Origin of the sequence: Arthrobacter koreensis, assembly GCF_009193255.1 — a bacterium.
GTDB lineage: Bacteria > Actinomycetota > Actinomycetes > Actinomycetales > Micrococcaceae > Arthrobacter_B > Arthrobacter_B koreensis.
Genome location: NZ_WACG01000002.1, coordinates 547,426 through 570,526, shown reverse-complemented (window position 1 = coordinate 570,526; position 23,101 = coordinate 547,426). Strand labels below are relative to the sequence as shown.

Sequence of the window (23,101 nt, the reverse complement as noted above, 5' to 3'; positions counted from 1 at the left end):
AGGATGCGGCCCGCCGCGCCTGCCCGTTGAACTTCTGAGAGGACCGTCTTGAGCAAGCTGCCCTGCGCCGAACTCCACCTGCACATTGAGGGAACCCTGGAACCGGAGCTGATCTTTGACCTGGCCGCCCGCAACGGCATCGAGCTGCCCTACGCGGACCTGGACGAGCTCCGTGCCCGCTACGAGTTCACCGACCTGCAGTCCTTCCTTCACCTCTACTACGCCAACATGAACGTCCTCCGCACCGAAGCGGACTTCGCGGACATGACCCGTGCCTACCTGGCCCGCGCTGCAGCGGCCGGAGTGAGGCACGTTGAAATGATGGTGGACCCGCAGGCGCACCTGGCCCGCGGCGTCGCACTTGAAACCTGCATCCAGGGCGTGGCCGCCGTGCTGGAGACCTCCGAGGCGGAATTCGGGATGTCCACGGCGCTGATCGCAGCATTCCTGCGCGACCGCCCGCAGGAAGAAGCCTCCAGGGTCCTTGCAGACCTGCTGGCCATGAACGCGCCTATCATCGGCATCGGCCTGGACTCTGCGGAGCTCGGCAACCCGCCGGAGAACTTCGTGCCGCTCTATGAGCAGGCGCGTGCCGCCGGCCTCAAGCTCGTGGCGCACGCGGGGGAGGAGGGCCCTTCCCACTACATCGAGCAGGCCCTGGACCTGCTGCTGGTAGACCGGATCGACCACGGAATCCGCTGCATGGAGGACCCGGAACTGGTGGCACGGCTGGAGCGCGAGCAGGTTCCGCTGACCATCTGCCCGCTGTCCAACGTGCGGCTGCAGGCAGTTGATTCGCTGGAGAGCCACCCGCTGCCGCTGCTGCTTGAACAGGGCCTGAACGTGTCGGTGAACTCCGATGACCCGGCGTACTTCGGCGGCTACGTCGATGACAACTTCGCCGTGCTCCGCAGGACCTTCGATCTCAACCCGGCACAGTTGGCCAGGCTCGCCGAGAACTCCGTCACGGCGTCGTTCGCTTCTGCGCAGCGCAAGGCCGAGCTCTTCGCGGAAATCGAGGCCTGGCTTCTGGCAGAAGGTATCGCCTAGGGGGCCGGCCGGCCCCTCCCGCCGGCATCGCCCCGGCCGCGGCGGAAGGTCAGCCGCACTATGGCACCGGCAGCAATCGCCATCAGGCCCAGCGAAATATCCAGCAGCGGAAGCGAAAGCGCCAGCAGCAGGGCTCCGGCGATGCCGAGCACGTTGAGCACCCGCGGCGTGTACCAGTGCCGCTTCCGCAGCGTAAACGCGATGACCGCCGTGCCGCCGGCGTACAGCAGGCCGGTGAACGCGGCGACTCCCAGCAGCGTGGTCAGCGGGAACGCCAGGACCAGGGCAACAACGACGGCGGCACCTGCGGTTATGCCGACCCACGGCACTGCGGGGCGGCCGCGCAGCAGCGCCCGCCGGCGGCCGAAGACCGGGGCCAGCTCGCCCTCCGCCGCCATGGCCGCGCCGATCCGTGCGCAGCCGGCGTTCAGGGCAGACAGCGCGCCCAGCCCGGCGGCAGCCGCAGCGATCAGCACTGCCCCGGTGCCCACGCCGCCGCTGAGCTCCGCCGCCGGAACCAGGATCGGAGCAGGCTCCGCCGCGAGCGACGCGGGCCCGAAGAAATCCAGCAGCGACTGGCCCAGCACCAGGTAGAGACCCAGGACGACGGCGATAGCGGCCGGCAGTGCGAGCGGAATGTTCCGCGCGGGCGAGCGGACATGCGGTCCCAGCGAAGCCAGATACCCGTAACCGATGAAGGCGAAGTAGAGCAGCGCGGAGGACTCAAGGAGTCCGGCAAACCCCGGCTCCGGCAGGGTCGCCAGCTTCGGGGTGCCGCCGGGAAGATCCGAGTTGAACGCCACCACGGCCACAAAGGCCAGCACCGCAACGACGAAGGCCACGACGAAGCGGGACACCCAGTCGCTGCGCGATGCGCCAAGCAGGTTGAGGACCGCAGTCAGGACGACGGCGGCAACGGCTACCGCCACGGCGTGACCAGGTGCCAGATAGGTTCCCAGCATCAGCGCCGCCACCGCTGCCGCCGCCAGCCGAGAACACAGGAACACCCAGCCGGTCACGAACGCCGCCGTGGGACCGAGGATCACCCGCGCAGCCCGGGTGCCGCCGTCGTCGTAATTAGCCTGTCCCTCATTCAGCGCGGAACTGATCTGGTAAATCGCCACCCCGCAGGCATAGGCGACGACGGCGGCAATCACCAGGGGCAGGGCGAGCGACCCGCCGTCCGCGCTCACCGCGGCCGGGAAAACAATGAACACGCCCGCGCCGATGATCGAACCGATGCCTGCCGTGGTCGCGTCGAACCCGCCCAGCGGGCGTGCAGTGGCGGCATTGCCGGACAAACGGGCCTCCAATCGGTCAGCCCTTGGCCGGGAAGCGCGGGGAACACCGGTAAACTCGAAGAAGATCTCTACTCACAATGGGCGGAAACAGGTGGTTTCCGCAACCAATCGAAGTTGAAAGGACTGCTGTGCTGCGCACACATGCCCTTGGTTCCCTGAGGGCCGAGCATATTGGACAGACTGTCACCCTGGCCGGCTGGGTTGCCCGCCGCCGGGACCACGGAGGCGTAGCCTTCCTTGACCTGCGTGATGCCTCCGGCGTTGCCCAGGTTGTTGTCCGTGAAGAGGACGTCTTCCACGGCCTGCGCAATGAGTACGTCCTGCAGATCACCGGCAAGGTCGAGCGCCGTCCCGAAGGCAACGAGAACCCCGCCCTCGCCACCGGCGAGATAGAGGTCATTGCGGACGACGTCGTCATCCTCAACACTTCCGACCCGCTGCCGTTCCAGATCGACGAGCACGTGGAGGTGGGCGAGGAAGCACGCCTGAAGCACCGCTACCTGGACCTGCGCCGTCCGGCTCCCGCCGCCGCCATGCGGCTTCGCTCCGAGGCCAACCGCGTGGCCCGTGAACTGCTCCACGACGAGGGCTTCGTGGAGATCGAAACCCCCACGCTGACGCGCTCCACTCCCGAGGGTGCCCGCGACTTCGTGGTCCCGGCACGGCTGGCCCCCGGCTCCTGGTACGCGCTCCCGCAGTCCCCGCAGCTGTTCAAGCAGCTGCTGCAGGTGGGCGGGTTCGAGAAGTACTACCAGATTGCCCGCTGCTACCGCGACGAAGACTTCCGTGCCGACCGCCAGCCGGAGTTCACGCAGCTGGATATCGAGGCGAGCTTCGTCGAAGAGGATGACATCATTGCCCTCGGCGAGCAGATCGTGAAGTCGCTCTGGAAGCTGATCGGCGTCGAGATCCAGACCCCGATCGCCCGGATGACCTACGCGGATGCCATGGCCCGCTACGGCTCCGACAAGCCGGACCTGCGCTTCGGCCTGGAACTGACTGAGCTCACCGAGTTCTTCAAGGACACCACGTTCCGCGTCTTCCAGGCGCCCTACGTCGGTGCCGTGGTGATGCCCGGCGGTGCCTCTCAGGCCCGGCGCACCCTCGATGCCTGGCAGGAATGGGCCAAGCAGCGCGGCGCCAAGGGCCTGGCCTACGTGCTGGTCCAGGAAGACGGCACCCTCACCGGTCCGGTCGCCAAGAACCTCACCGACTTCGAGCGTGAGAACCTGGCCGAAAAGGTCGGCGCCAAGCCCGGCGACTGCATCTTCTTCGCTGCCGGCCAGACTTCCGAAGCCCGTGCCCTGCTTGGCGCTGCCCGCGTTGAAATCGGCCACCGCACCGGCTTGATCGACCCGAAGGACTGGGCATTCGTCTGGATCGTTGACGCCCCGATGTTCGAGCCCGCCGCCGCAGCAGTGGCAGCCGGGGACGTAGCCGCCGGTGAAGGCGAGTGGACCGCAGTGCACCACGCCTTCACCTCCCCGAAGCCCGAGTTCCTGGACACCTTCGACACCGATCCCGGCTCCGCCCTGGCCTACGCCTACGACATCGTCTGCAACGGCAACGAAATTGGCGGCGGTTCAATCCGTATCCACCGCCGCGACGTGCAGGAACGTGTCTTCAAGGTCATGGGCATCTCCGAGGAGACCGCCCAGGAACAGTTCGGCTTCCTGCTTGAAGGTTTCAAGTACGGCGCTCCGCCGCACGGCGGCATCGCCTTCGGCTGGGACCGTGTGGTGGCGCTGCTGGCCGGCGCCGACTCGATCCGCGACGTCATCGCCTTCCCGAAGTCCGGCGGCGGCTACGATCCGCTGACCTCCGCTCCGGCTCCGATCAGCGCCCAGCAGCGCAAGGAAGCCGGCGTGGACTTCAAGCCGGAGAAGAAGCAGGACAAGCCAGCCTCCTAGCCTTATCCAGACAAATACCCGGCCGCCGATTCGGTGGCCGGGTATTTGTGTTTTCCGGTCCATGCTAAATGGGAAGCGTACTTTGTGTATTGGGCTAATGTGCCACTCAACGGACGTTTTTCGGTCTTTACTATTCCCGCGGCCCATCGTTCATTCGTAGTGTCCTCAAGGCGATAATTTTCTGTCCGCACCCGGCTACCTGCCGCATCGTCGAATTACCGCGGGCCAGCTAGGAATACGAATGAAGTCTCAACCTGCGCGAGAACGACATCGCACCGCACCAAAAACACATTCCCTGGGCAGCCGCCTGACCACGGCGTCGCTGAGCGCCGCCTTGGTCCTGGGCATCACCGGATTCGCCACGGAGATACCGCAAACCCCCGGGAAGGACACTGCAGCCACCGGCTCCACGGAATCGCAGCTCCCGCTCGACATAGCCGGTTTCTACGACACGACGGCGTCCGGAGCCCCGCGCGAGCTACGGAACGACCTCGCCGGCGTCCTCCGGGGCCAGGTCCAATTCGCCCAAAGCCATACGATCAACCCTGCCGGCAACACTGCGGCAAGAATGCCGTCACTGGTGACGGACCGGGCTGCATTGGTCCTCTTCTCTCCGGAGTCCGGGGCAGCGCGGGCCAGCGTCACGGCCACCGTGAACGGAGCCTTGCAGGGAACTATGGAACTGGCACCGCCGGCACAGATTCCCCGCTCGGACATGGACATCACGCAGAACAGGCCGGACGTCGCCTATTCCTCAACAGCCTGGACCGCCGAGCTGCCCTGGAACTGGATGAAGCCCGGACTTGAACTGACCTTCGAAACGGACAAGGGCAGCGGGGTGCTGGAACGTGCGGGCATCGAATTCGCGGCACCGGCGGAAATGGTGATCAGCTCCATTCAGCTCGGCATGCTCACCGATTATCCGGAATCCAGCGGGCATTACATGTTCAATGAGCCCGAGAAGTCGGGGTCTGACTACTTCCAGACAATTCCGGTATCAAAACTGACCATGGCCATTTACGAACCGGTACGCCTGGATAAGGTCATTGTGGCGTCCGGAACGGTCTACGAGGAAAAGAGCGCCGTCAATGGCGATGTCTATTCCGGGGACCTGCGGGAGAACGTTGGCAAGGCCCAGGTGAGCACGGGCATAAACCTTGCTAACTTCGGCACCACCAGCGGACCCATGGACCAGAGGCAGCCCGGCACGTTCAACCAGCGGATCATCCACCACTCCGCCGGAAACTACGCCAACGGGGTACACCGGCACGGACTCAGCGGCGGCAACGGCATGGCAACCCTGTATGACTCGGTGGGCAACGAGCTCAGCCACGAACTCGGCCATTCCTACGGGCTGGGGCACTACCCGGGGGTCGACACGTCCAAGCAGGGCGACGAACGGGTCATCAATGCGAGCCACCACAGCGAAAGCGGCTGGGGCTACATTGCCTACCGGGACCGGATGCGGTCCAACCTGTCCTCGAACACCGCTTTCACGGCCGAGGGATTCGACCTAAGCGCCGGAAAGTTCAGCCAAAACTACCAGGGGATCTACAACTACCACCGTGACACCATGTCCGGCGGCAGCAATTCCAGCACCCTTTCCCGCTACACCCATGTCACCGGTTACAGCACCGACATCACCCAGCGCTCCCTGCGCACCGTGGTTCCGGACCTCGCCTATCCCAGCGGCTACCGGGACTGGGACGCCGCCGCCGGTCAGTATGTCGATGCGAAGGTGAAGACACCGGCATTTTCGGCTCCCCGGCCTACAGCGGTAGGGGTTCCGGTCTACACCCTGCTGGGCGGGTACAACCCTGCGAAGCCGGAGCAAACAGTCCTCTACCCCGCGTTCCGCAGCAACTACGGCAACGTTTTCCGCCTTCCGCAGGCGGATACCGCAACCACGGATTCAACCCGCCGCTGCTGGCTTGAGGTCACCTTCGCCGACGGCCGGGTGGATAGGACCGCGCTGCAGGCCAGCGACGGTGTCAAGCAGTTCAACGTCAACCTGGCGCATTCCGACCAGCCGTCCGGGGCATCGATCTACTGCCGCATCAACGGGACAACCACCAAGCTGGGCAACTCGATTTCAATTGCGCCGAACCAGGAACCGCTGCGTCCCGCCGTGGTGATTGGGCAGGACGCCGGGTACGAAGCCCTGCGGGCCGTTGAGCTGCCGGAGCTTGAGGCGAAGCTGCAGGCCGTAGCAGGCCGCGCGGCGCCGGTGCTGGATACCGAGGGAACCGTGCTCCTGGCGAGCTGGAAGGACGATCTGCGGGGACTCAGTCCGGCCGCCCGGGACATCGCCGATTCTGTCCTGGCGCAGACGGAGACCGCCGCCTCGGTGGACGCTTTCATCCGGCTCAACCAGGAGCCGCTCGAGTCGGGGAATGCGGCCGTGACCGCTGAACTGTTCTCGCTGCTGGACACAGCCGGTTTCACCGAGAGCACCACCCGGGTGCTCCCTGCGGGTGGAAGCCTGCTGGTAGACGGCGGCCACTGCCTGGTGCTGGGAGAAGACCTCGGCGTCACCGTGCCCAAGGACAAAACGCTGTGCGCCGACACGGCCGCCCAGCGCTGGTTCCAGGATGCGCGCGGAGCCATTCACAGCGAACTGCGTCCTGACCTGTGCCTGGTGGCCGGAACGCCGGTCAGCACGTCCCCGTGTGCCCGGACGTCGGGAGCCCAGGTGTGGATCCAGGAAGCTGACGGACACCTCAAGAGCGCTGTCTCGAGCTATCTGGACTTCTACCGCAACCAGGGAATTGCGGGAATGTACGGGAGGACAAACGGCTCCAACCAGGTCTGGACCGGGCTGGCTGCGGCCGGCAGCCCCGGGACGGCCGTGCTGAGCGCGGCCAGTCTCGCTACTATCGCCGGCCTGGATTTCGCCGTTGCGTCAACGGACGCGTTTATCCGGGTGAACGGAGCAGGCCTTGAAGCCGGGGACCCGGCTGCCGCAGCAGAGCTCAAATCCCTCCTGGCCGCGAATGGATTCATGGAAAGCTCCGAGAAGTACCTGCCGGAGGGCAGCCGGTTGCAGGTCAACAACGGCCACTGCCTGGTGTTGGGGGAGGACCTCGGCGTCACCGTGCCCATCAGCAAGAACGCCTGCGCGGATACGGATGAGCAGCGCTGGTTCATGGACACCCGCGGCGCCATCCACAGCCAGGCCCGCCCCGACCTGTGCCTGGTGCCGGCAACTCCGGTAAAGGCAGCGCCGTGCGCACCGGCTGACGGATCCCAGGTATGGCTTCCGGAGGCTGACGGGCACATCAAGAGCGCCGTCTCGAGCTACCTCGACTTCTACCGGGACCGGGGATTCGCCGGCATGTACGCGAAGAACTCGGGCGCAAACCAAATCTGGACCGGACTCCAGGCAGCTGCGAATCCGGGACTGGCCGCACTGAATTCCGACAGTCTGGCTGTGCTGTTCCGGGTGGGACTTGATGCCTAGCTGAGCCCCCGGTGGTGCGCGTCCGGAGGCAGCGACGCACACCACCGGGCCGGCGCATCAGATCCTGATGGTCCCGGAGATGAGGGTCCTGGACTCGCCGCCCACCCAAATGTCCCCGCTGTCGGCTTCCACCTGGACGCGGCCGGTTCGGCCCAGGACCGTCCCCTGCGCGGCGGTGTACGTCGACGGCGCCCTTCCACTGCCAATCAGCCACTGAGCTGCACCGGCGTTGAAACTCCCCGTCACGGGGTCCTCACAGGGAAGCTCATCGGAGATGAAGGTGCGTACTTCAAACTCGCTCGCGGCGCCGCCGGGGTGCGGGCCGATGACGCCGACGGCCAGGCCGGCCATGGCCGGGTAGTCGGGCCGGATGGCCAGTACCTGAGCTGCCGATTCGAGCAGCACACCGATCCACTCTGGCCCGTTGACCAGCCAGGCAGCGTCCTTCAGCGCATCACGGGGAAGCCCCAGGCCGGCCGCCACACGGTCCAGGACGTCCCGGGCAACAGGCCCGAACCGTGTCAGTTCCGGAGCCGCGAAGGCCAGCAGGCCGGCGTCGTCCGCCTTGATCCGCACCAGGCCGGCGGCGGATTCCTGGACGAGGATGCCTTCATGCCGGGGTTTGCCTCCGGCTTCCAGCCAGGCATGGGCAGAGCCGAGGGTGGGATGCCCGGCGAACGGCAGCTCCTCGGTGGGCGTGAAGATCCGGACACGGTAGTCGGCCTGCGGATCCGTTGGCGGGAGGAGGAACGTGGTCTCGGCCAGGTTGGTCCAGTTCGCAAACTGCTGCATCCGGGCGGTGCTGAGCCCGGAGGATTCAAGGACGACGGCGAGCGGATTGCCGCCGAAGGCCTCGGAACTGAACACATCAATCTGGGCGAACGGGCGGTCGGACGCGGGAGTTTCGGGAGTCACTATCTGAGCTTAGTGAAGTGGGTGCCGGCTCAGGCAAATGCCGGAACCGCGAGATTCCGGAAGGCAGAGCCGTGGAAGACCAGCGGCTCATGTGCGCCGTCGTGGGTTGAGTAGCCGTGGACGCGGAGCAGGACGACGGCGTGATCCCCGGCAGGTATCTCGTTCTCGACTGACGTTTCGAGCCAGAGGGCGGCCTCGTCCAGGAACAGGACGCCCGTTTCGGCTTTGTGCAGGCTCAGCCCGGCAAAGCGGTCGCCGTCGCGGGAAGCGATCTGGCGGCAGACGCCGTCGTGCCCCGTGCCCAGGACAGACACGCCAATCCGTCCGGCAGTCCGCAGAACCGGCCAGGTGCGGGAAGTGTTCTGCACCGCGAACATGACCAGGGGCGGATCCATGGAGACGCCGACGGTGAAGGAGGAAGCCACGATTCCCTGCGGTGCGCCGTCGATTTCCGCGCAGAGGGCTGCAATGCCGGATGGGAAGCGTCCAAAGGCCTGGCGCAGTGCGTTGGGATGGAGATCGGTTTCAAGTGCCATCGAGATTCCTCTGCCTGACGCGCAGCCTCCTGCGTGAACCGCGGAAGGCCAGCGCTGTACTTGCCGGACCGGGAGATCCACCGGAACGGCCGAATCGTCACCTGGAGCACCCCGCTACGGCGAGAGGGTTGCCGTCCAGCCGGCCAGGGCCTGTGGCTGGAACTCTTGATTCTGGCTACCAATCTAGGAGCCAGAATGTCCCGGGGCAAACATCCGTCACATTACGGGCATGCCGGGCAACACTTCGTAACGGCACGTCTTCCCGCACTCCCGCAGACAGCCATTACAGTGTCCGCATGAGACAACGCTGGTTCAAACAGGTAGACGTCTTCGGCAGCAAGCCGTATCAGGGCAACCCGCTGGCCGTGGTCCTGGATGGAGAAGACCTCGACGACGAGGCGATGCTGCAGTTCGCCCGCTGGACGAACCTCTCCGAAACCACTTTTGTCCTTCCGGCTACGCAGGACGAGGCGGATTACCGGGTGCGGATCTTCACGCCCGGCGGGGAGATTCCGTTCGCCGGACATCCGACGCTGGGAACCTGCCACGCGTGGACCGAGGCCGGCAACACACCGATCAAGCCCGGGCTGGTGGTGCAGGAATGCGGAATCGGGCTGGTGCCCCTGCGCGTCAACGCGGGCCTGGCGGCGTTTGCGGCTCCCCGGCTGATCCGCACCGGGCCGGTGGAGGAAGGGACACTGGCGCGCGTGACGGCTGCACTGGGGCTTACTCCGGACCAGGTCCGCGGACACCAGTGGGTGGACAATGGTCCCGGCTGGCTGGGCCTGCTGCTCCCGGATGCGGAGACCGTACTTTCGCTGCGTCCGGACCACGCCGCCATCGGCGACCTTCGGGTGGGTGTGATTGGCCCGCAGCCGGAATCAGCCGAGACGGACTTCGAGGTCCGCGCGTTCGCGCCCGGCCTGGGCGTGTCCGAGGATCCGGTTACCGGAAGCCTCAACGCCGGACTGGCCCAGTGGCTGATCGGCGACGGAATCGCCGAGGAACGCTACACCGTCACCCAGGGCACCGCTGTCCACCGCTCCGGGCTGGTCAGGGTCTTCACCCGCGAGGGGCGCATCTGGATCGGCGGGGAGTCTGTCACCTGCATCGACGGCTCCGTTTCCCTCTAGTCCCATCCAGATGACAGAAACTGCACGTATGGAGCCCCATACGTGCAGTTTCTGTCATTTCGATTGCGGGACGGGCGGAAACGCGGGGGGAGAGGGCACGGGTAGCCTTGAAGCGTGAATGACTTGTTCAACAGCGGCGAGGACCAGGACCAGCAGGACTACGACGACGACGCCGCGGAGACAGACTCCCGGCAGCGCCCGCGCAGCCCGCTTGCGGTACGCATGCGCCCGCGCAGCCTCGATGAGGTTGTTGGCCAGCAGCACCTGCTGGCCCCCGGGTCACCGCTGCGCACCCTGGCCGAAGCCCCGCAGGGCGGCCCGGCAGGCCCGTCCTCGGTCATGCTCTGGGGGCCGCCCGGAACCGGCAAGACCACCCTTGCGCACGTCGTGGCGCGGGGACAGGGCCGGAAGTTCGTTGAACTCTCGGCAATCACGTCCGGCGTCAAGGACGTCCGCCGGGTCATGGACGACGCGCTCACCGCCCGGGACCTGCACGGCATCACCACCGTCCTGTTCCTGGACGAGATTCACCGCTTCAACAAGGCACAGCAGGATGCGCTGCTGCCGGGAGTGGAGAACAGATGGGTTGTCCTGATTGCGGCAACCACGGAGAATCCGTCCTTCTCCGTGGTGTCCCCGCTGCTTTCCCGTTCCCTGCTGCTGACTCTCAAGCCCCTGACCGAAGCGGACATTTCCGGGCTGCTGCAGCGCGCCGTCGAAGATGAGCGGGGGCTGGCCGGCCGGGTCAGTCTCAGTGATGAAGCCCTTGAGCACCTGGTGCGCCTGGCGGCGGGGGACGCCCGCCGCGGGCTGACCGCGCTGGAGGCCGCTGCCGGCGTCGCGTACTCTGAACGCGACCCGGACGTGACCGTGCCCACCGTGGAGCTGGCACACGCAGAACAGGCCCTGGACGTTGCAGCCCTGCGCTATGACCGGGCCGGGGACCAGCACTATGACGTCACCAGCGCCTTCATCAAGTCCCTGCGCGGTTCCGACGTCGATGCCGCCCTGCACTACCTGGCCAAAATGCTGGAGGCGGGGGAGGACCCGCGCTTCATCTCCCGCCGGCTCATGATCTCCGCGGCGGAAGACGTTGGCATGGCTGATCCGACGGCGCTGCAGACAGCGGTAGCGGCGGCCCAGGCCGTGCAGATGATTGGCATGCCCGAGGGCAGGCTGATCCTGGCCGAGGCCGTGGTGCACATTGCCACCGCTCCAAAGTCCAACGCGTCCTACAAGGCGATTGGCGCCGCTACTGCGGACGTGCGGGCCGGATACGGGATTGGCGTGCCGGCGCATTTGCGCGACGCTCACTATCCGGGCGCGAAGCAGCTGGGCCACGGCAAGGGCTACATCTATTCCCATGACGCGCCGCATGGCATCGCCAAGCAGCAGTACGCGCCGGACGACCTGGTGGGCAAGGACTACTACAAGCCCACCGCCAACGGAGCGGAACGGGATATCTCGGCCCGGCTGGAACGGCTCCGCGGAATCATCCGCGGACAATAGGCGGAAACGTCCGCCGGGGCGGCGCCGGCACCCCCGCTCGGAGGGCCCGGTGCGTGCTAGCATTGTTGGTTGACTGGCAAGCGCACTGCCGGACCATCCCACTAACCAGCCGGATTTACTTCCGGATGCGGTGGAACTGTGTCCCGTAACTGCGTTGCAGCAGAAGGCAGCGGTTGGCCGGAGCTCTCCCTAATGGAGGCCAGTGACTACGTATTAGCCGTGCACGGCGGGTTCTCCCGGCGCGTACGGCAAAACCGCCAAAACAGTGAAAGGTGAACGTGGCTAATTCAACACGTGCACGCCGTCAGGCTCGCGCTTCGCGCGCCCTCGGCATTGCTTTGACCCCCAAGGCAGCAAAGTACTTCGAGCGCCGGCCTTACCCCCCGGGTGAGCACGGCCGCGCACGCCGCAAGCAGGACAGCGACTACGCAGTCCGCCTGCGCGAAAAGCAGCGCCTGCGCGCACAGTACGGCATCCGCGAAGCACAGATGACCCGTGTCTTCGAAGAAGCCCGCCGCACCGCCGGTCTGACCGGTGAAAACCTGATCGAGCTTCTCGAGATGCGTCTTGACGCCCTCGTGCTGCGTGCCGGCTTCGCCCGGACGATCGCCCAGGCCCGCCAGCTGGTTGTGCACCGCCACATCATGGTTGACGGCGCCCGCGTGGACCGCCCGTCGTTCCGCGTGTCCGAAGGCCAGCTCATCCATGTGCACCAGCGCAGCGAGACCATGACGCCGTTCCAGGTTGCCGCTGCCGGCGCCCACCGCGACGTCCTGCCCGCTGTTCCGGGTTACCTGGATGTCTCCCTGGAGAAGCTGCAGGCCCGCCTGGTTCGCCGCCCGAAGCGCTCGGAAATCCCCGTGACCTGCGAAGAGCAGCTCGTGGTGGAATACTACGCACGCTAATTCGACTGCGCTCCCGCCTGCGGGAGCCAAGGCGAAACTGAAGCAGCCCGTGGCCTTTGCGCCGCGGGCTGTTTCGTTTCCCGGCCGTGTCCGCGCACGGACCGCCCGGGAACGCGCCGCCGCCAAGTAAGTGTCCGGTCCCGTCAATGGGTAAGGTACATAGCGGAAACTCTTAGAAAACAACCCAAGGAGAACCATGTCAGGTGGAGATATTGCCGGTCTGATCGCAGCCGGGGTTTTTGCCGTGCTGGTTGCGCTGCTGGCCGTCCCCATCCTCAAGCTTGGGAAAGTGTTCGACGAGCTTCGCGGATCGATCAAGACCCTCAGCGATGAGACCACGCCGCTGATCGACGAGGTTACCAACACGGTGTCAACCACCAACCTGCAGCTGCAGAAGGTGGACGGCATTTCCTCGAACGTCTCCGACGCTTCCGCCAACGTCTCCGCACTCACGTCCCTGGTGGCCGCGACCGTCGGCTCCCCGCTGATCAAGGTTTCGGCCTTCACCTACGGCGTCCGCACCGCACTGACTTCCCGCCGCCCCGCCGGGCGCGGCCGGCGCAGCCGCTAGGACCTCCCGCCATGCAGTCCACCACAGGAGCAGCACATGATTAAGCGTGTCTTTTGGATGTCGATCGGCATCACTATCGGCGTGATTGCGGTCCGGCGCATTTCCGATGCCAAAGAGAGCCTCGGGCCGGCCGGCCTCAACCGCGCAGTCGGCACCGCCGCCGACGCCCTGCACGATTTCACTGACGCCTTCCGTGACGCCATGACCCAGCGCGAAGGCGAACTGCGCTCCGCACTCGGCATGGACACCACCGACACGGTTGCCCAGACCATGTCCTCAGCCCGCCGCTGACTTTCCCCACCCCCGCTGCCCACCGGCGCGGAATTGATTTACCAGAAGGGTAAGAAACACCATGAAGTCCCACGAGATCGCACGCCGCTGGCTGGATTTCTTCAGCAGGAAGGGCCACACGGTCGTTCCCTCCGCGTCGCTCGTCAGCAACGACCCCTCGCTGCTGTTCACCGTTGCGGGCATGGTGCCCTTCATTCCGTACCTCACTGCGCGTGAGACCCCGCCGTACAGCCGGGCCACCAGCGTGCAGAAGTGCATCCGCACCGCTGACATCGAAGAGGTCGGCAAGACCGCACGCCACGGCACCTTCTTCCAGATGGCGGGCAACTTTTCCTTCGGCGACTACTTCAAGGAAGACGCCATCACCTTCGCCTGGGAGCTGCTCACCAGCCCGGTAGAAGACGGCGGCTACGGCCTTGATCCCGAGCGCCTCTGGGTCACCGTTTACGAGGACGGCGACGAGCGCGACGACGAGGCCCGTGCCATCTGGCGGGACAAGGTGGGCGTGCCCAACGAGCGCATCATCGGCACCGGCAAGGCAGACAACTACTGGAACACCGGCCAGGCCGGCCCCGGCGGCCCCTGCTCCGAGATCTACTATGACCGCGGCCCGGCGTACGGACTCGAAGGCGGCCCCGCCGTGGACGAGACCCGCTACATCGAGATCTGGAACCTGGTCTTCATGCAGTACCAGCTCTCCGAAGTGCGTTCCAAGACGGACTTCGACGTCGCCGGCGAGCTGCCGCAGAAGAACATCGACACAGGCCTCGGCCTCGAGCGCCTTGCCATGATCCTGCAGGGCGTGGAGAACATGTATGAGACGGACCAGGTCCGTCCCGTCCTGGACAAGGCAGCCGAACTCTCCGGCAAGTCCTACACCTCCGCCGAAGATCCGTCGGATCCGCACCACGCCGACGACGTGAAGATGCGCGTCGTGGCAGACCACATCCGTTCGGCCCTCATGCTGATCTCCGACGGCGTCACCCCCTCCAATGAAGGCCGCGGCTACGTGCTGCGCCGCCTGATCCGCCGTGCCGTGCGGGCCATGCGCCTGCTCGGCGTCGAAACCGCGGTGCTGCCCGAGCTGCTGCCCGTTTCCCGGGACGCCATGAAGGGCACCTACCCGGAGGTCGAGACGGACTTCGCCCGGATCTCCCGGATCGCCTACGCCGAGGAAAAGGCGTTCCTGCGCACTATCGCCTCCGGCACCGAGCGTCTCGAAGTTGCCGTGCAGGAATCCAAGGCTGCCGGCCGTCCGCTCTCCGGTGCCGACGCCTTCGCCCTGCATGACACCTACGGGTTCCCGATTGACCTCACCCTGGAAATGGCCGAGGAAGCCGGACTGAAGGTGGATGAAGCCGGGTTCCGCTCCCTGATGCAGGAGCAGCGCAAGCGCGCCCAGGCCGACGCCCGCGGCAAGAAGCACGGCCACTCGGACATGTCCGTGTTCAACGAACTGCTCAAGGCCGGCAACACCGTGTTCACCGGCTATGACGAACTGCTGACCGAATCGTCGGTACGCGGCATCGTGTCCAACGGCCAGTCCGTGTCCTACGCAGGCCAGGGAACCGAGATTGAACTCGTGCTGGACGAAACCCCGTTCTACGCGGAAGCGGGCGGCCAGGCCGCCGACGTCGGCCTCATCACCGGCGACGGCTTCGTCGTCGAGGTCACCGACGTGCAGCGCCCGGTCAAGGGACTGACCGTCCACAAGGCCGTAGTCCGCGAAGGCGAGATCTCTGCCGGTGCCCTTGCCCAGGCCGCAGTCGACGCCGAGCAGCGCCACGCAGCCGAACAGGCGCACTCCGGCACGCACATTGTGCACGCCGCCCTGCACCAGATCCTCGGCCCGGAAGCGCTCCAGCGCGGCTCCTTCAACAAGGCCGGCTACCTGCGGTTCGACTTCTCCTGGGGCGAAGGCCTCTCCGCTGCGGCCAAGTCCGAGATCGAAGAGGTCTCCAACCTTGCCATCCGCAGCAACCACAAGGTCGAAACCAAGATTATGTCCCTCGCAGACGCCAAGGCACTCGGTGCCACGGCGCTGTTCGGCGAAGCCTACGGGGACCAGGTGCGCGTAGTGGAGATCGACGGCGAATGGTCCCGCGAACTCTGCGGCGGCACGCACGTGGACTCCACGTCCCGCATTGGGTCCCTGACCCTGCTGGGCGAACAGTCGGTCGGTTCAGGCAACCGCCGCGTCGAAGCCTTCGTGGGCATGGATGCCTTCCGCCACCTGGCCGCCGAGCGCGCCCTCGTGAACGAGCTGTCCGAACTGCTCAAGGTTCCCTCCGTCCAGGTGCCGGAGCGCGTCGCAGCAACCCTCGCCAAACTGAAGCAGGTTGAGAAGGAACTCGAGCGCCTGCGCCGCGAACAGCTCGCAGCATCCGCGGCAGCACTGCTCGGCTCCGCCGTGGACATCGACGGTGTCCGCCTGCTGGCCCACGACGCCGGTACCGTCTCCGGCGCCGATGACCTGCGGACCCTGGCGCTGGACCTGCGGTCCCGGCTGGGAAGCGAAGCGGCAGTCGTTGCCGTAGCTGGTGCAGCCAACGGCCGCCCGGTAGTCATCGTCGCCACCAACGAGGCAGCCCGCGAGGCCAAGGTCAAGGCCGGTGCGCTGGTCAAGACCGCCGCCGGTGTCCTCGGCGGCGGAGGCGGAGGCAAGGACGACGTCGCCCAGGGCGGCGGCACCGATGCAGCCAAGATTTCCGAGGCGCTGGATGCCATCCGCGCAGCGGTGGCGAACCGGGGCTAGCGCCACAGTGTCCGGCTATCCGCGCGGAACCAAAATCGGCGTCGACGTTGGACTCGCACGCGTCGGGGTCGCTTCCTGCGACCCCGACGGCCTGCTGGCCACTCCCGTCCGCACGCTGAAACGCGATGCCAAAAAGAACAGCGACATCCAGGTCCTGGTCCGCGAAGCCGGCGAGCGGGAGGCGGTCGAGTTCTTCGTCGGCCTGCCGCAGAGCATGAAGGGCACTGAAACCGCGTCCACGGCGATGGCCAGGGACTACGCGCAGGCCTTGGTGCAGGCGCTGGACAAAGCAGGACTCGACGTACCGGTCCGGCTGATCGACGAGCGGCTGAGCACAGTCAGTGCCCACCGCTCCCTGCGTGAAGCTGGCTTGGAGACACGAAATCACCGTAGAGTGGTAGACCAAGTGGCCGCTGTGGGTATATTGCAGCAGGCCATTGACATGCAGCGTTCCCTGGGACGCGATGTGGGGGTGCAGGTCACACTACGCCGGAGCACGCATTCCGCTGCTGCGGCCCCGAACGAGGAGCCAACTATTTTCGAGGAACGCCGCCCCGAAAGCGACAAGTCGTCGTGAGCCACAGGTACCCCGACCCCTACGGAACGGGAGAGCGCCCGGACCATGAACCGGCCGCTGACGGCTATGCCGGTGGGGAACATGCGGACACCCGGTATCCGGAGCCGCATTTCGACGACGCCCGGTACGAAGATGACAGCTACGTGGACGCCCGGCACGCCGATGCCCACACAGGTGCCCGCACCGGGGGAGAGCACCAGGAAGCCGCTCCCGCCGTCCAGCACTTCTTTGGCGAAGAGGAGCCCGCTCCGAGCAGGCGCAGCCGCCGGCCTTCCCGGGAAAAGCAGCGCCGCCGTCGCCGCCGCACCATTGTCATGGTGGTGGTCCTGGCGGTCTTTGCCGGTGCCGTCTTTGGCCTGACAGTGTTCCTGCGGGACCTGCTTGGCATGAACGAGGTTGAGGACTATCCCGGTCCGGGTGAGGGAACCGTCTCCTTTGTGGTGCAGCCGGGCGACGGCCCGCTGGTGATCGGCAACAACCTCGCCAGCGAGGATATTGTTGCCAGCTCCAAGAAGTTTGTGGAAGTCTTCCAGCAGGAATCCCAGGGCCGTGAAATCCAGCCCGGAACCTTTGAAATGCGCCTGCAGATGAGCGCATCAGGTGCGCTGGGCGCACTGCTGGGCGACGGCGGAACTGCCGTCCACTATGCGGCGATTCCCCGTGACCAGCGCCAAAACGAGACGTTCGATGAGCTGGTGGCGTCAACCGGCATCCCGCTGGAGGAGTTCACCGCCCTGGCCCAGGATCCCCAGGCGTTTGGGCTGCCGGAACAGGCCGTGAGCCTGGAAGGCTACCTGTTCCCCGGTGAGTACCGCTTCCCGGTGGACATGACGGCGGAGGAGATCATCACCGAGATGGTCCAGAATGCCTTCAACGCACTGGAAGAAGCCGGCGTCACCGACCCGGCCGAGCAGTACCGCGTCCTCACCAAGGCAAGCATCATCCAGGCCGAGGCCGGCGAAGCCGACTACGCCACCGTTGCCGGTGCCATCGAGAACCGGCTGCGCGCTGACAACACGGAAACCAACGGCCTGATCCAGTCGGATGCGACCGTCACGTACGGCCTCGGGCGGAAGAGCTACAACCTCACCCCGGAAGAGAAAGCGGACACTTCCAACCGCTGGAACACGTACGCCAACCCGGGACTGCCCGTGGGGCCGATCGGCTCACCGAGCGTGGAGGCGATCGACGCCGCTGCGAACCCTGCAGACGTTCCCTACTTCTACTGGGTCACGGTCAACCTGGATTCGGGGGAGACGAAGTTCTCCTCCACCCTGGCTGAGCATGGGCGTTACGTGGCCGAATACCAGCAGTGGTGCAGCACCCAGGAAGCCGGAAGGTGCGACTAGTTGTCCGGCCGCAAACGGGCGGCGGTATTGGGACACCCGATCGGGCACTCCCGTTCGCCCCAGCTTCACCGCGCCGCCTATGACTACCTGGGTTTCGACTGCAGCTACGACGCAATTGACGTAACGGAGGAGGCAGCGGCGGGTTTCGCCGATGCCCTCCGGGCCCAGCCGGAGTGGAACGGCCTGTCCGTCACCATGCCCCTCAAGGCCGTACTGGCAGCAGCCGTTGACCGGCTGGATCCCCTCGCCGAAGCCCTCGGAGTGCTCAATACCGTGACCTTTGAGCACAGGTCCGGGGGAGCCGTGCTCACGGGCTGGAACACTGACGTGACCGGCCTGGTCAACGCGCTGCGGCATGCCGGCGCAGGAGAAGCCCCTCGCGGTGTCATCCTCGGCGCCGGGGGAACGGCCTGTGCGGCCGTCGCAGCCCTTGCCCGCATGGGCTGCACCAGCGTGGACGTCCATGCCCGCAGTTTCCGCGGCTCGGGTGGAACGGGCGGCCAGGCGGACGTCGCGCACGTCGGTGAACGGCTGGGCGTGCAGGTAAACCTGCGGCCCTGGGACGAAGCCGCCGCAGCCTGCGCAGCAGCCGACGTCGTTCTTTGCACCCTGCCGCCCCGCGGCGCTGACGCACTGGCGCGCGAATTCAGTGCCCTCCGTGCCCACCGCGCAGGCGCGGTGCTCCTGGATGCCGCCTACGATCCCTGGCCGAGCGCCATTGCCGCAGCGTGGGAACAGGCTGGCGGCACCATCGTGCCAGGCCTCGAAATGCTCCTCTACCAGGCAGTGGAACAGGTGCGTCTGTTTACCGGCAGCGCGTTCCGCGACGAGCCCGCCGTCATAAACGTGATGTGTGACGCAGTGGGACTGCCCCGGCGCTGAAGGCCCCTTCCGAACGTGGCAGTATTGAAGCCATGTTGCGTTGGTTGACCGCCGGTGAGTCCCATGGGCCTGCACTCGTCGGAATTATTGAGGGCGTCCCTGCGGGCGTCGAAGTAAGCACCCCGTCCATCCAGGAAGCGCTGGCACGCCGGCGCCTCGGCTATGGCCGCGGTGCCCGCATGAAGTTCGAACAGGACGAGGTGCGCATCCTGGGCGGAGTCCGGCACGGACTGACCCAGGGCGGCCCCGTGGCCATCGAGGTGGGCAACACCGAGTGGCCCAAGTGGGAACAGATCATGGCCTCCGATCCCGTCCCGGCGGAAATCCTCGAAGGCCAGGCGCGCAACGCCCCCCTGACCCGGCCGCGTCCGGGCCACGCTGATTTCACCGGCATGCAGAAATACGGCTTCAGCGAGGCCCGTCCGGTGCTCGAGCGCGCCAGCGCACGCGAGACGGCAGCCCGGGTGGCGCTTGGCGCAGTGGCCTCGGCGTTCCTGAAGCAGCTTGGCGTTGAGCTCGTCAGCCACACGGTTGGCATTGCCGGCGTCGCATCGCCCGAGGGAGCGGCACTGCCGCTGCCCTCCGACGTCGCTGCGCTCGATGAAAACCCGATGCGCTGCTTTGACCCGGCCGTCACCGACGCCATGGTTGCCGAGGTAGACGCCGCCCACAAGGAAGGCGAGACCCTCGGCGGGGTCGTGGAAGTGCTCGCCTACGGCCTGCCGCCGGGACTGGGCAGCTACGTTCACTGGGACCGCCGCCTCGACGCACGCCTGGCCGGAGCCCTGATGGGCATCCAGGCCATCAAGGGCGTCGAAGTGGGGGACGGATTCCTCACCGCTTCCCGCCGCGGTTCCGCCGCGCACGACGAAATCCTGCAGGACGGGTCCGGGCGGGTTATCCGTTCCGGCAACCGCGCCGGCGGCATCGAAGGCGGCATGAGCATTGGCGAAGTGCTGCGTGTGCGCGCTGCCATGAAGCCCATCGCCACCGTGCCGCGTGCCCTTAAGACGGTGGACGTTTCCACCGGCGAACCTGCACGCGCCCACCACCAGCGCTCGGACGTCTGTGCCGTGCCTGCCGCCGGCGTCGTCGCCGAAGCCATGGTGGCACTGGTCCTCGCCGAGGCAATGACCGAGAAGTTCGGCGGCGATTCGGTGGCGGAAACGGCACGGAACCTGCGCACGTACCTGGAGAGCATCCCGGACTCGCTGTCCTCGACCGGTACCGGCACAGGTGTCTAGCCGGCACCTGGTCCTGATCGGCCTGATGGCGGCCGGCAAGTCCGTTGTCGGCCGGCAGCTGGCCGCAAGGCACAACCTGCCCTACGTGGACACGGACCAGCTGGTGGTGGAGGAACACGGGCCCATTCCGGAGATCTTCGCCCGGCACAGCGAACGGTTTTTCCGCGAAGCCGAGGCGCGGGCAGTGGCCGGGGCGCTGGACTCACCGGTGCGCTCGGTGATCTCCCTCGGCGGTGGGGCGGTCCTGGACACCGGAACCCAGCAGCTGCTCAAGCACGCTACGGTGGTATTTCTGGATACGGACCTCGCCACTGTGCTGCCGCGCATATCCCGCACCGCCAACCGCCCACTGCTGGCCGGGGACCCGGCGCTGCGCTGGAGCGCTCTGGCAGAGGCCCGCAGGCCAATTTACGAATCGCTGGCAGACATAGTCATAGATACCAGGGGACTGGCAATCGCCGAGGTGGTGGAACGCATCACCGCCGCCCTGGACGAAGGAGAGAACTAAATGCCCGCTGAAGCCACCGTCATCGAAGTGACCGGTGAGAAGCCCGCAGAGAACTACGACGTCGTCATCGGCAACGGCCTGCTCGGCCGCCTTCCGGCGATGCTGGGGGAGCGGGTGCGCCGCGTCCTGGTGATCCACCCCCGCGCCCTGCGCACCACGGGTGACACCGTCCGCGACGAGCTCGCCGAAGCCGGCCTCACTGCGCTCACCGCGGAAATTCCCGACGCCGAGGAGGGCAAGCACATCCAGGTTGCCTCCTTCTGCTGGCAGGTCCTGGGACAGAACGACTTCACGCGCTCGGACGCCATTGTGGCCGTGGGTGGCGGAGCGGTCACCGACGTCGCCGGTTTCGTGGCAGCCACCTGGCTGCGCGGCATCAAGGTGGTGCACATCCCCACCAGCCTGCTGGGCATGGTGGACGCGGCAGTGGGCGGCAAAACCGGCATCAACACCGCCGAGGGCAAGAACCTGGTAGGTGCCTTCCACCCGCCTGCAGGAGTCCTGGCGGACCTGGATGCCCTCGGTTCACTTCCGACGAACGAACTGCTCAGCGGCATGGCGGAGGTCGTCAAGTGCGGCTTCATCGCGGATCCGGCCATACTTGACCTGATCGAAGCGAATCCGGAGGCTGTTGCCGACGGCGGCTCCGACGTCGTCCGTGAACTGGTGGAACGCGCGGTCCGGGTCAAGGCGGAGGTTGTGTCCGCAGACCTGCGGGAAGCCGGCCGCCGGGAGTTCCTGAACTACGGCCACACCCTGGGCCACTCCATTGAACTGGCCGAGCGTTACCAGTGGCGCCACGGCGCGGCGGTTTCCGTGGGCATGGTCTTCGCCGCGGAACTTGGCCGCATGGTGGGCCGGCTGGACGACGCCACCGCTGACCGGCACAAGGAGATCCTGACCTCCCTTGGCCTTCCGGTGACCTACCGCCGTGACCGCTGGAGCGCGCTGCTGGACGGCATGCGCCGGGACAAGAAGTCCCGCGGCGACCTGCTGCGGTTCGTGCTCCTGGACGGGCTGGCCAGGCCGTCCATCCTGGAGGTCCCGGATACGTCCCTGCTCTTCGCTGCCTACCAGGAGATCGCGTCCGAACCGGAGACCGGGATTCGCCTCAGCCTGTAGGTATTCACCGAACAGGTAGAATGGTCGACGGACAAGACTCGAAGCAGAAGCGAAACGACGAAAGAGAAACTGTGGCAACGACCAACGACATCAAGAACGGCACCGTGCTGAAGCTTGAAGGCAACCTCTGGAGCATCATTGAGTTCCAGCACGTAAAGCCGGGCAAGGGTGGTGCGTTCGTCCGTACCAAGATGCGCAATGTCCGCTCCGGCAAGGTTGTCGACAAGACGTTCAACGCGGGCATCAAGATCGAAACCGCCACGGTTGACCGCCGCGATTACCAGTACCTGTACAAGGACGGCGAAGACTACGTCTTCATGGATACCTCGGACTATGACCAGCTCACGGTCCCGGGCTCGATCGTCGGCGACTACGCCAACTTCATGCTTGAGTCCATGATGGTCACCATCGCCATGCACGAAGGTGCCCCGCTGTACATCGAACTGCCGGCTTCCGTGGTCCTGGAGATCACCTACACCGAGCCGGGCCTGCAGGGCGACCGTTCCACCGGCGGCACCAAGCCGGCCACCGTTGAAACCGGTTACGAAATCCAGGTCCCGCTGTTCCTGGAAACCGGCACCAAGGTGAAGGTCGATACCCGCACCGGAGACTACCTGGGACGCGTTAACGAGTGAGTGCACGCAGTAAAGCAAGAACACGGGCACTTGAGGTGCTCTTCGAAGCGGAGCAGCGATCCATGTCTCCGCTCGAATCCCTGCGTTCCCGCCGGGAAAAGACGGACCAGGTTATCAATCCCTACACCATGGACCTGGTGGAAGGCGTGATCGCCAAGCAGGAGCAGATCGACGAGTTCCTGGGCACGTATTCCCAGGGCTGGCCGCTGGAGCGGATGCCTGCGGTTGACCGCATCATCCTGCGCCTTGGCAGCTGGGAACTGCTGTATAACGACGACGTGCCGGACAAGGTTGCCATCAGCGAAGCCGTTGAGCTGGCCAAGTCGCTCTCCACGGATGAATCACCTGCGTTCATCAACGGACTGCTGAGCCGCCTGCATGAGCTCAAGGATTCACTGCTGGCCTAGCCCGGCAGAACCCTGCGCGTAAGGCCCGGCGGGATTACCCG

Annotated in this window: 20 protein-coding genes and 1 riboswitch; of the genes, 17 read left to right on the top strand and 3 right to left on the bottom strand. The window is 66.1% G+C overall.

What is annotated here, in order from left to right:
* Positions 1-48: 48 nt before the first annotated feature.
* A complete protein-coding gene (locus tag GD628_RS09545) occupies positions 49-1,050 on the top strand; it encodes an adenosine deaminase (protein WP_152274537.1) in 1,002 nt (333 codons plus the stop codon).
* Here the strand turns inward: GD628_RS09545 and GD628_RS09540 are convergent.
* Positions 1,047-2,351: an APC family permease gene (locus GD628_RS09540; protein ID WP_193313237.1), complete on the bottom strand. Its 1,305-nt coding sequence runs from the start codon at positions 2,349-2,351 to the stop codon at positions 1,047-1,049. The genes GD628_RS09545 and GD628_RS09540 overlap by 4 nt on opposite strands.
* Before the next feature lie 128 nt (positions 2,352-2,479).
* Between GD628_RS09540 and aspS the strand changes: the two genes are divergently transcribed.
* The gene (gene aspS, locus GD628_RS09535) at positions 2,480-4,261 is read left to right on the top strand and encodes an aspartate--tRNA ligase (protein ID WP_193313236.1); all 1,782 of its coding nucleotides are present in this window, start codon (positions 2,480-2,482) and stop codon (positions 4,259-4,261) included.
* Between the two features lie 241 nt (positions 4,262-4,502).
* On the top strand, positions 4,503-7,721 hold the full coding sequence (locus GD628_RS09530; protein WP_152274534.1) for a M66 family metalloprotease: 3,219 nt from the start codon (positions 4,503-4,505) through the stop codon (positions 7,719-7,721).
* Positions 7,722-7,778: 57 nt separating this feature from the next.
* Here GD628_RS09530 and GD628_RS09525 read toward each other — a convergent pair whose 3' ends face one another.
* The gene (locus GD628_RS09525) at positions 7,779-8,636 is read right to left on the bottom strand and encodes a PhzF family phenazine biosynthesis protein (RefSeq protein WP_193313235.1); all 858 of its coding nucleotides are present in this window, start codon (positions 8,634-8,636) and stop codon (positions 7,779-7,781) included.
* A 29-nt stretch (positions 8,637-8,665) separates the two neighbouring features.
* Positions 8,666-9,172, bottom strand: a complete 507-nt coding sequence (locus GD628_RS09520; protein ID WP_152274533.1) for a flavin reductase family protein — start codon at positions 9,170-9,172, stop codon at positions 8,666-8,668.
* A 51-nt stretch (positions 9,173-9,223) separates the two neighbouring features.
* Positions 9,224-9,343: riboswitch (SAM riboswitch) on the bottom strand.
* Between the two features lie 125 nt (positions 9,344-9,468).
* Here GD628_RS09520 and GD628_RS09515 point away from each other — a divergent pair.
* The 14 genes from GD628_RS09515 (at position 9,469) to nusB (ending at position 23,060) form a co-directional block, all read left to right on the top strand.
* Complete coding sequence (locus GD628_RS09515) at positions 9,469-10,305, top strand: PhzF family phenazine biosynthesis protein (protein ID WP_152274532.1); 837 nt, start codon at positions 9,469-9,471, stop codon at positions 10,303-10,305.
* A 114-nt stretch (positions 10,306-10,419) separates the two neighbouring features.
* On the top strand, positions 10,420-11,814 hold the full coding sequence (locus GD628_RS09510; protein WP_226802458.1) for a replication-associated recombination protein A: 1,395 nt from the start codon (positions 10,420-10,422) through the stop codon (positions 11,812-11,814).
* 278 nt (positions 11,815-12,092) lie between these two features.
* Entirely contained in the window at positions 12,093-12,719 is a 627-nt protein-coding gene (gene rpsD, locus GD628_RS09505; protein WP_091605876.1) for a 30S ribosomal protein S4, read from the top strand.
* 196 nt (positions 12,720-12,915) lie between these two features.
* Positions 12,916-13,290, top strand: a complete 375-nt coding sequence (locus GD628_RS09500; RefSeq protein ID WP_091604559.1) for a DUF948 domain-containing protein — start codon at positions 12,916-12,918, stop codon at positions 13,288-13,290.
* Between the two features lie 36 nt (positions 13,291-13,326).
* Positions 13,327-13,581 carry a hypothetical protein gene (locus tag GD628_RS09495; protein ID WP_377955456.1) on the top strand — a complete coding sequence of 85 codons (255 nt, stop codon included), beginning with the start codon at positions 13,327-13,329 and terminating at the stop codon, positions 13,579-13,581.
* A 61-nt stretch (positions 13,582-13,642) separates the two neighbouring features.
* A complete protein-coding gene (gene alaS / locus GD628_RS09490; RefSeq protein ID WP_152274531.1) occupies positions 13,643-16,336 on the top strand; it encodes an alanine--tRNA ligase in 2,694 nt (897 codons plus the stop codon).
* Positions 16,302-16,913: a Holliday junction resolvase RuvX gene (gene ruvX, locus GD628_RS09485; protein ID WP_152274530.1), complete on the top strand. Its 612-nt coding sequence runs from the start codon at positions 16,302-16,304 to the stop codon at positions 16,911-16,913. The genes alaS and ruvX overlap by 35 nt, the downstream gene beginning before the upstream one ends.
* Positions 16,910-18,262 (top strand): endolytic transglycosylase MltG, encoded by a 1,353-nt coding sequence (mltG, locus tag GD628_RS09480; RefSeq protein WP_226802457.1) that lies wholly within the window; start codon positions 16,910-16,912, stop codon positions 18,260-18,262. The genes ruvX and mltG overlap by 4 nt, the downstream gene beginning before the upstream one ends.
* Complete coding sequence (locus tag GD628_RS09475) at positions 18,263-19,144, top strand: shikimate dehydrogenase (RefSeq protein ID WP_152274529.1); 882 nt, start codon at positions 18,263-18,265, stop codon at positions 19,142-19,144.
* A gap of 32 nt (positions 19,145-19,176) precedes the next feature.
* The gene (gene aroC / locus GD628_RS09470) at positions 19,177-20,388 is read left to right on the top strand and encodes a chorismate synthase (RefSeq protein WP_091604571.1); all 1,212 of its coding nucleotides are present in this window, start codon (positions 19,177-19,179) and stop codon (positions 20,386-20,388) included.
* On the top strand, positions 20,381-20,896 hold the full coding sequence (locus GD628_RS09465) for a shikimate kinase (RefSeq protein WP_226802456.1): 516 nt from the start codon (positions 20,381-20,383) through the stop codon (positions 20,894-20,896). The genes aroC and GD628_RS09465 overlap by 8 nt, the downstream gene beginning before the upstream one ends.
* Positions 20,897-22,018, top strand: coding sequence for a 3-dehydroquinate synthase (gene aroB, locus GD628_RS09460; RefSeq protein ID WP_152274528.1), 1,122 nt, complete (start codon positions 20,897-20,899; stop codon positions 22,016-22,018).
* A gap of 71 nt (positions 22,019-22,089) precedes the next feature.
* Positions 22,090-22,653, top strand: a complete 564-nt coding sequence (efp, locus tag GD628_RS09455) for an elongation factor P (RefSeq protein WP_055240995.1) — start codon at positions 22,090-22,092, stop codon at positions 22,651-22,653.
* Positions 22,650-23,060, top strand: coding sequence for a transcription antitermination factor NusB (nusB, locus tag GD628_RS09450; protein ID WP_091604577.1), 411 nt, complete (start codon positions 22,650-22,652; stop codon positions 23,058-23,060). The genes efp and nusB overlap by 4 nt, the downstream gene beginning before the upstream one ends.
* The last annotated feature ends 41 nt before the right edge of the window (positions 23,061-23,101 follow it).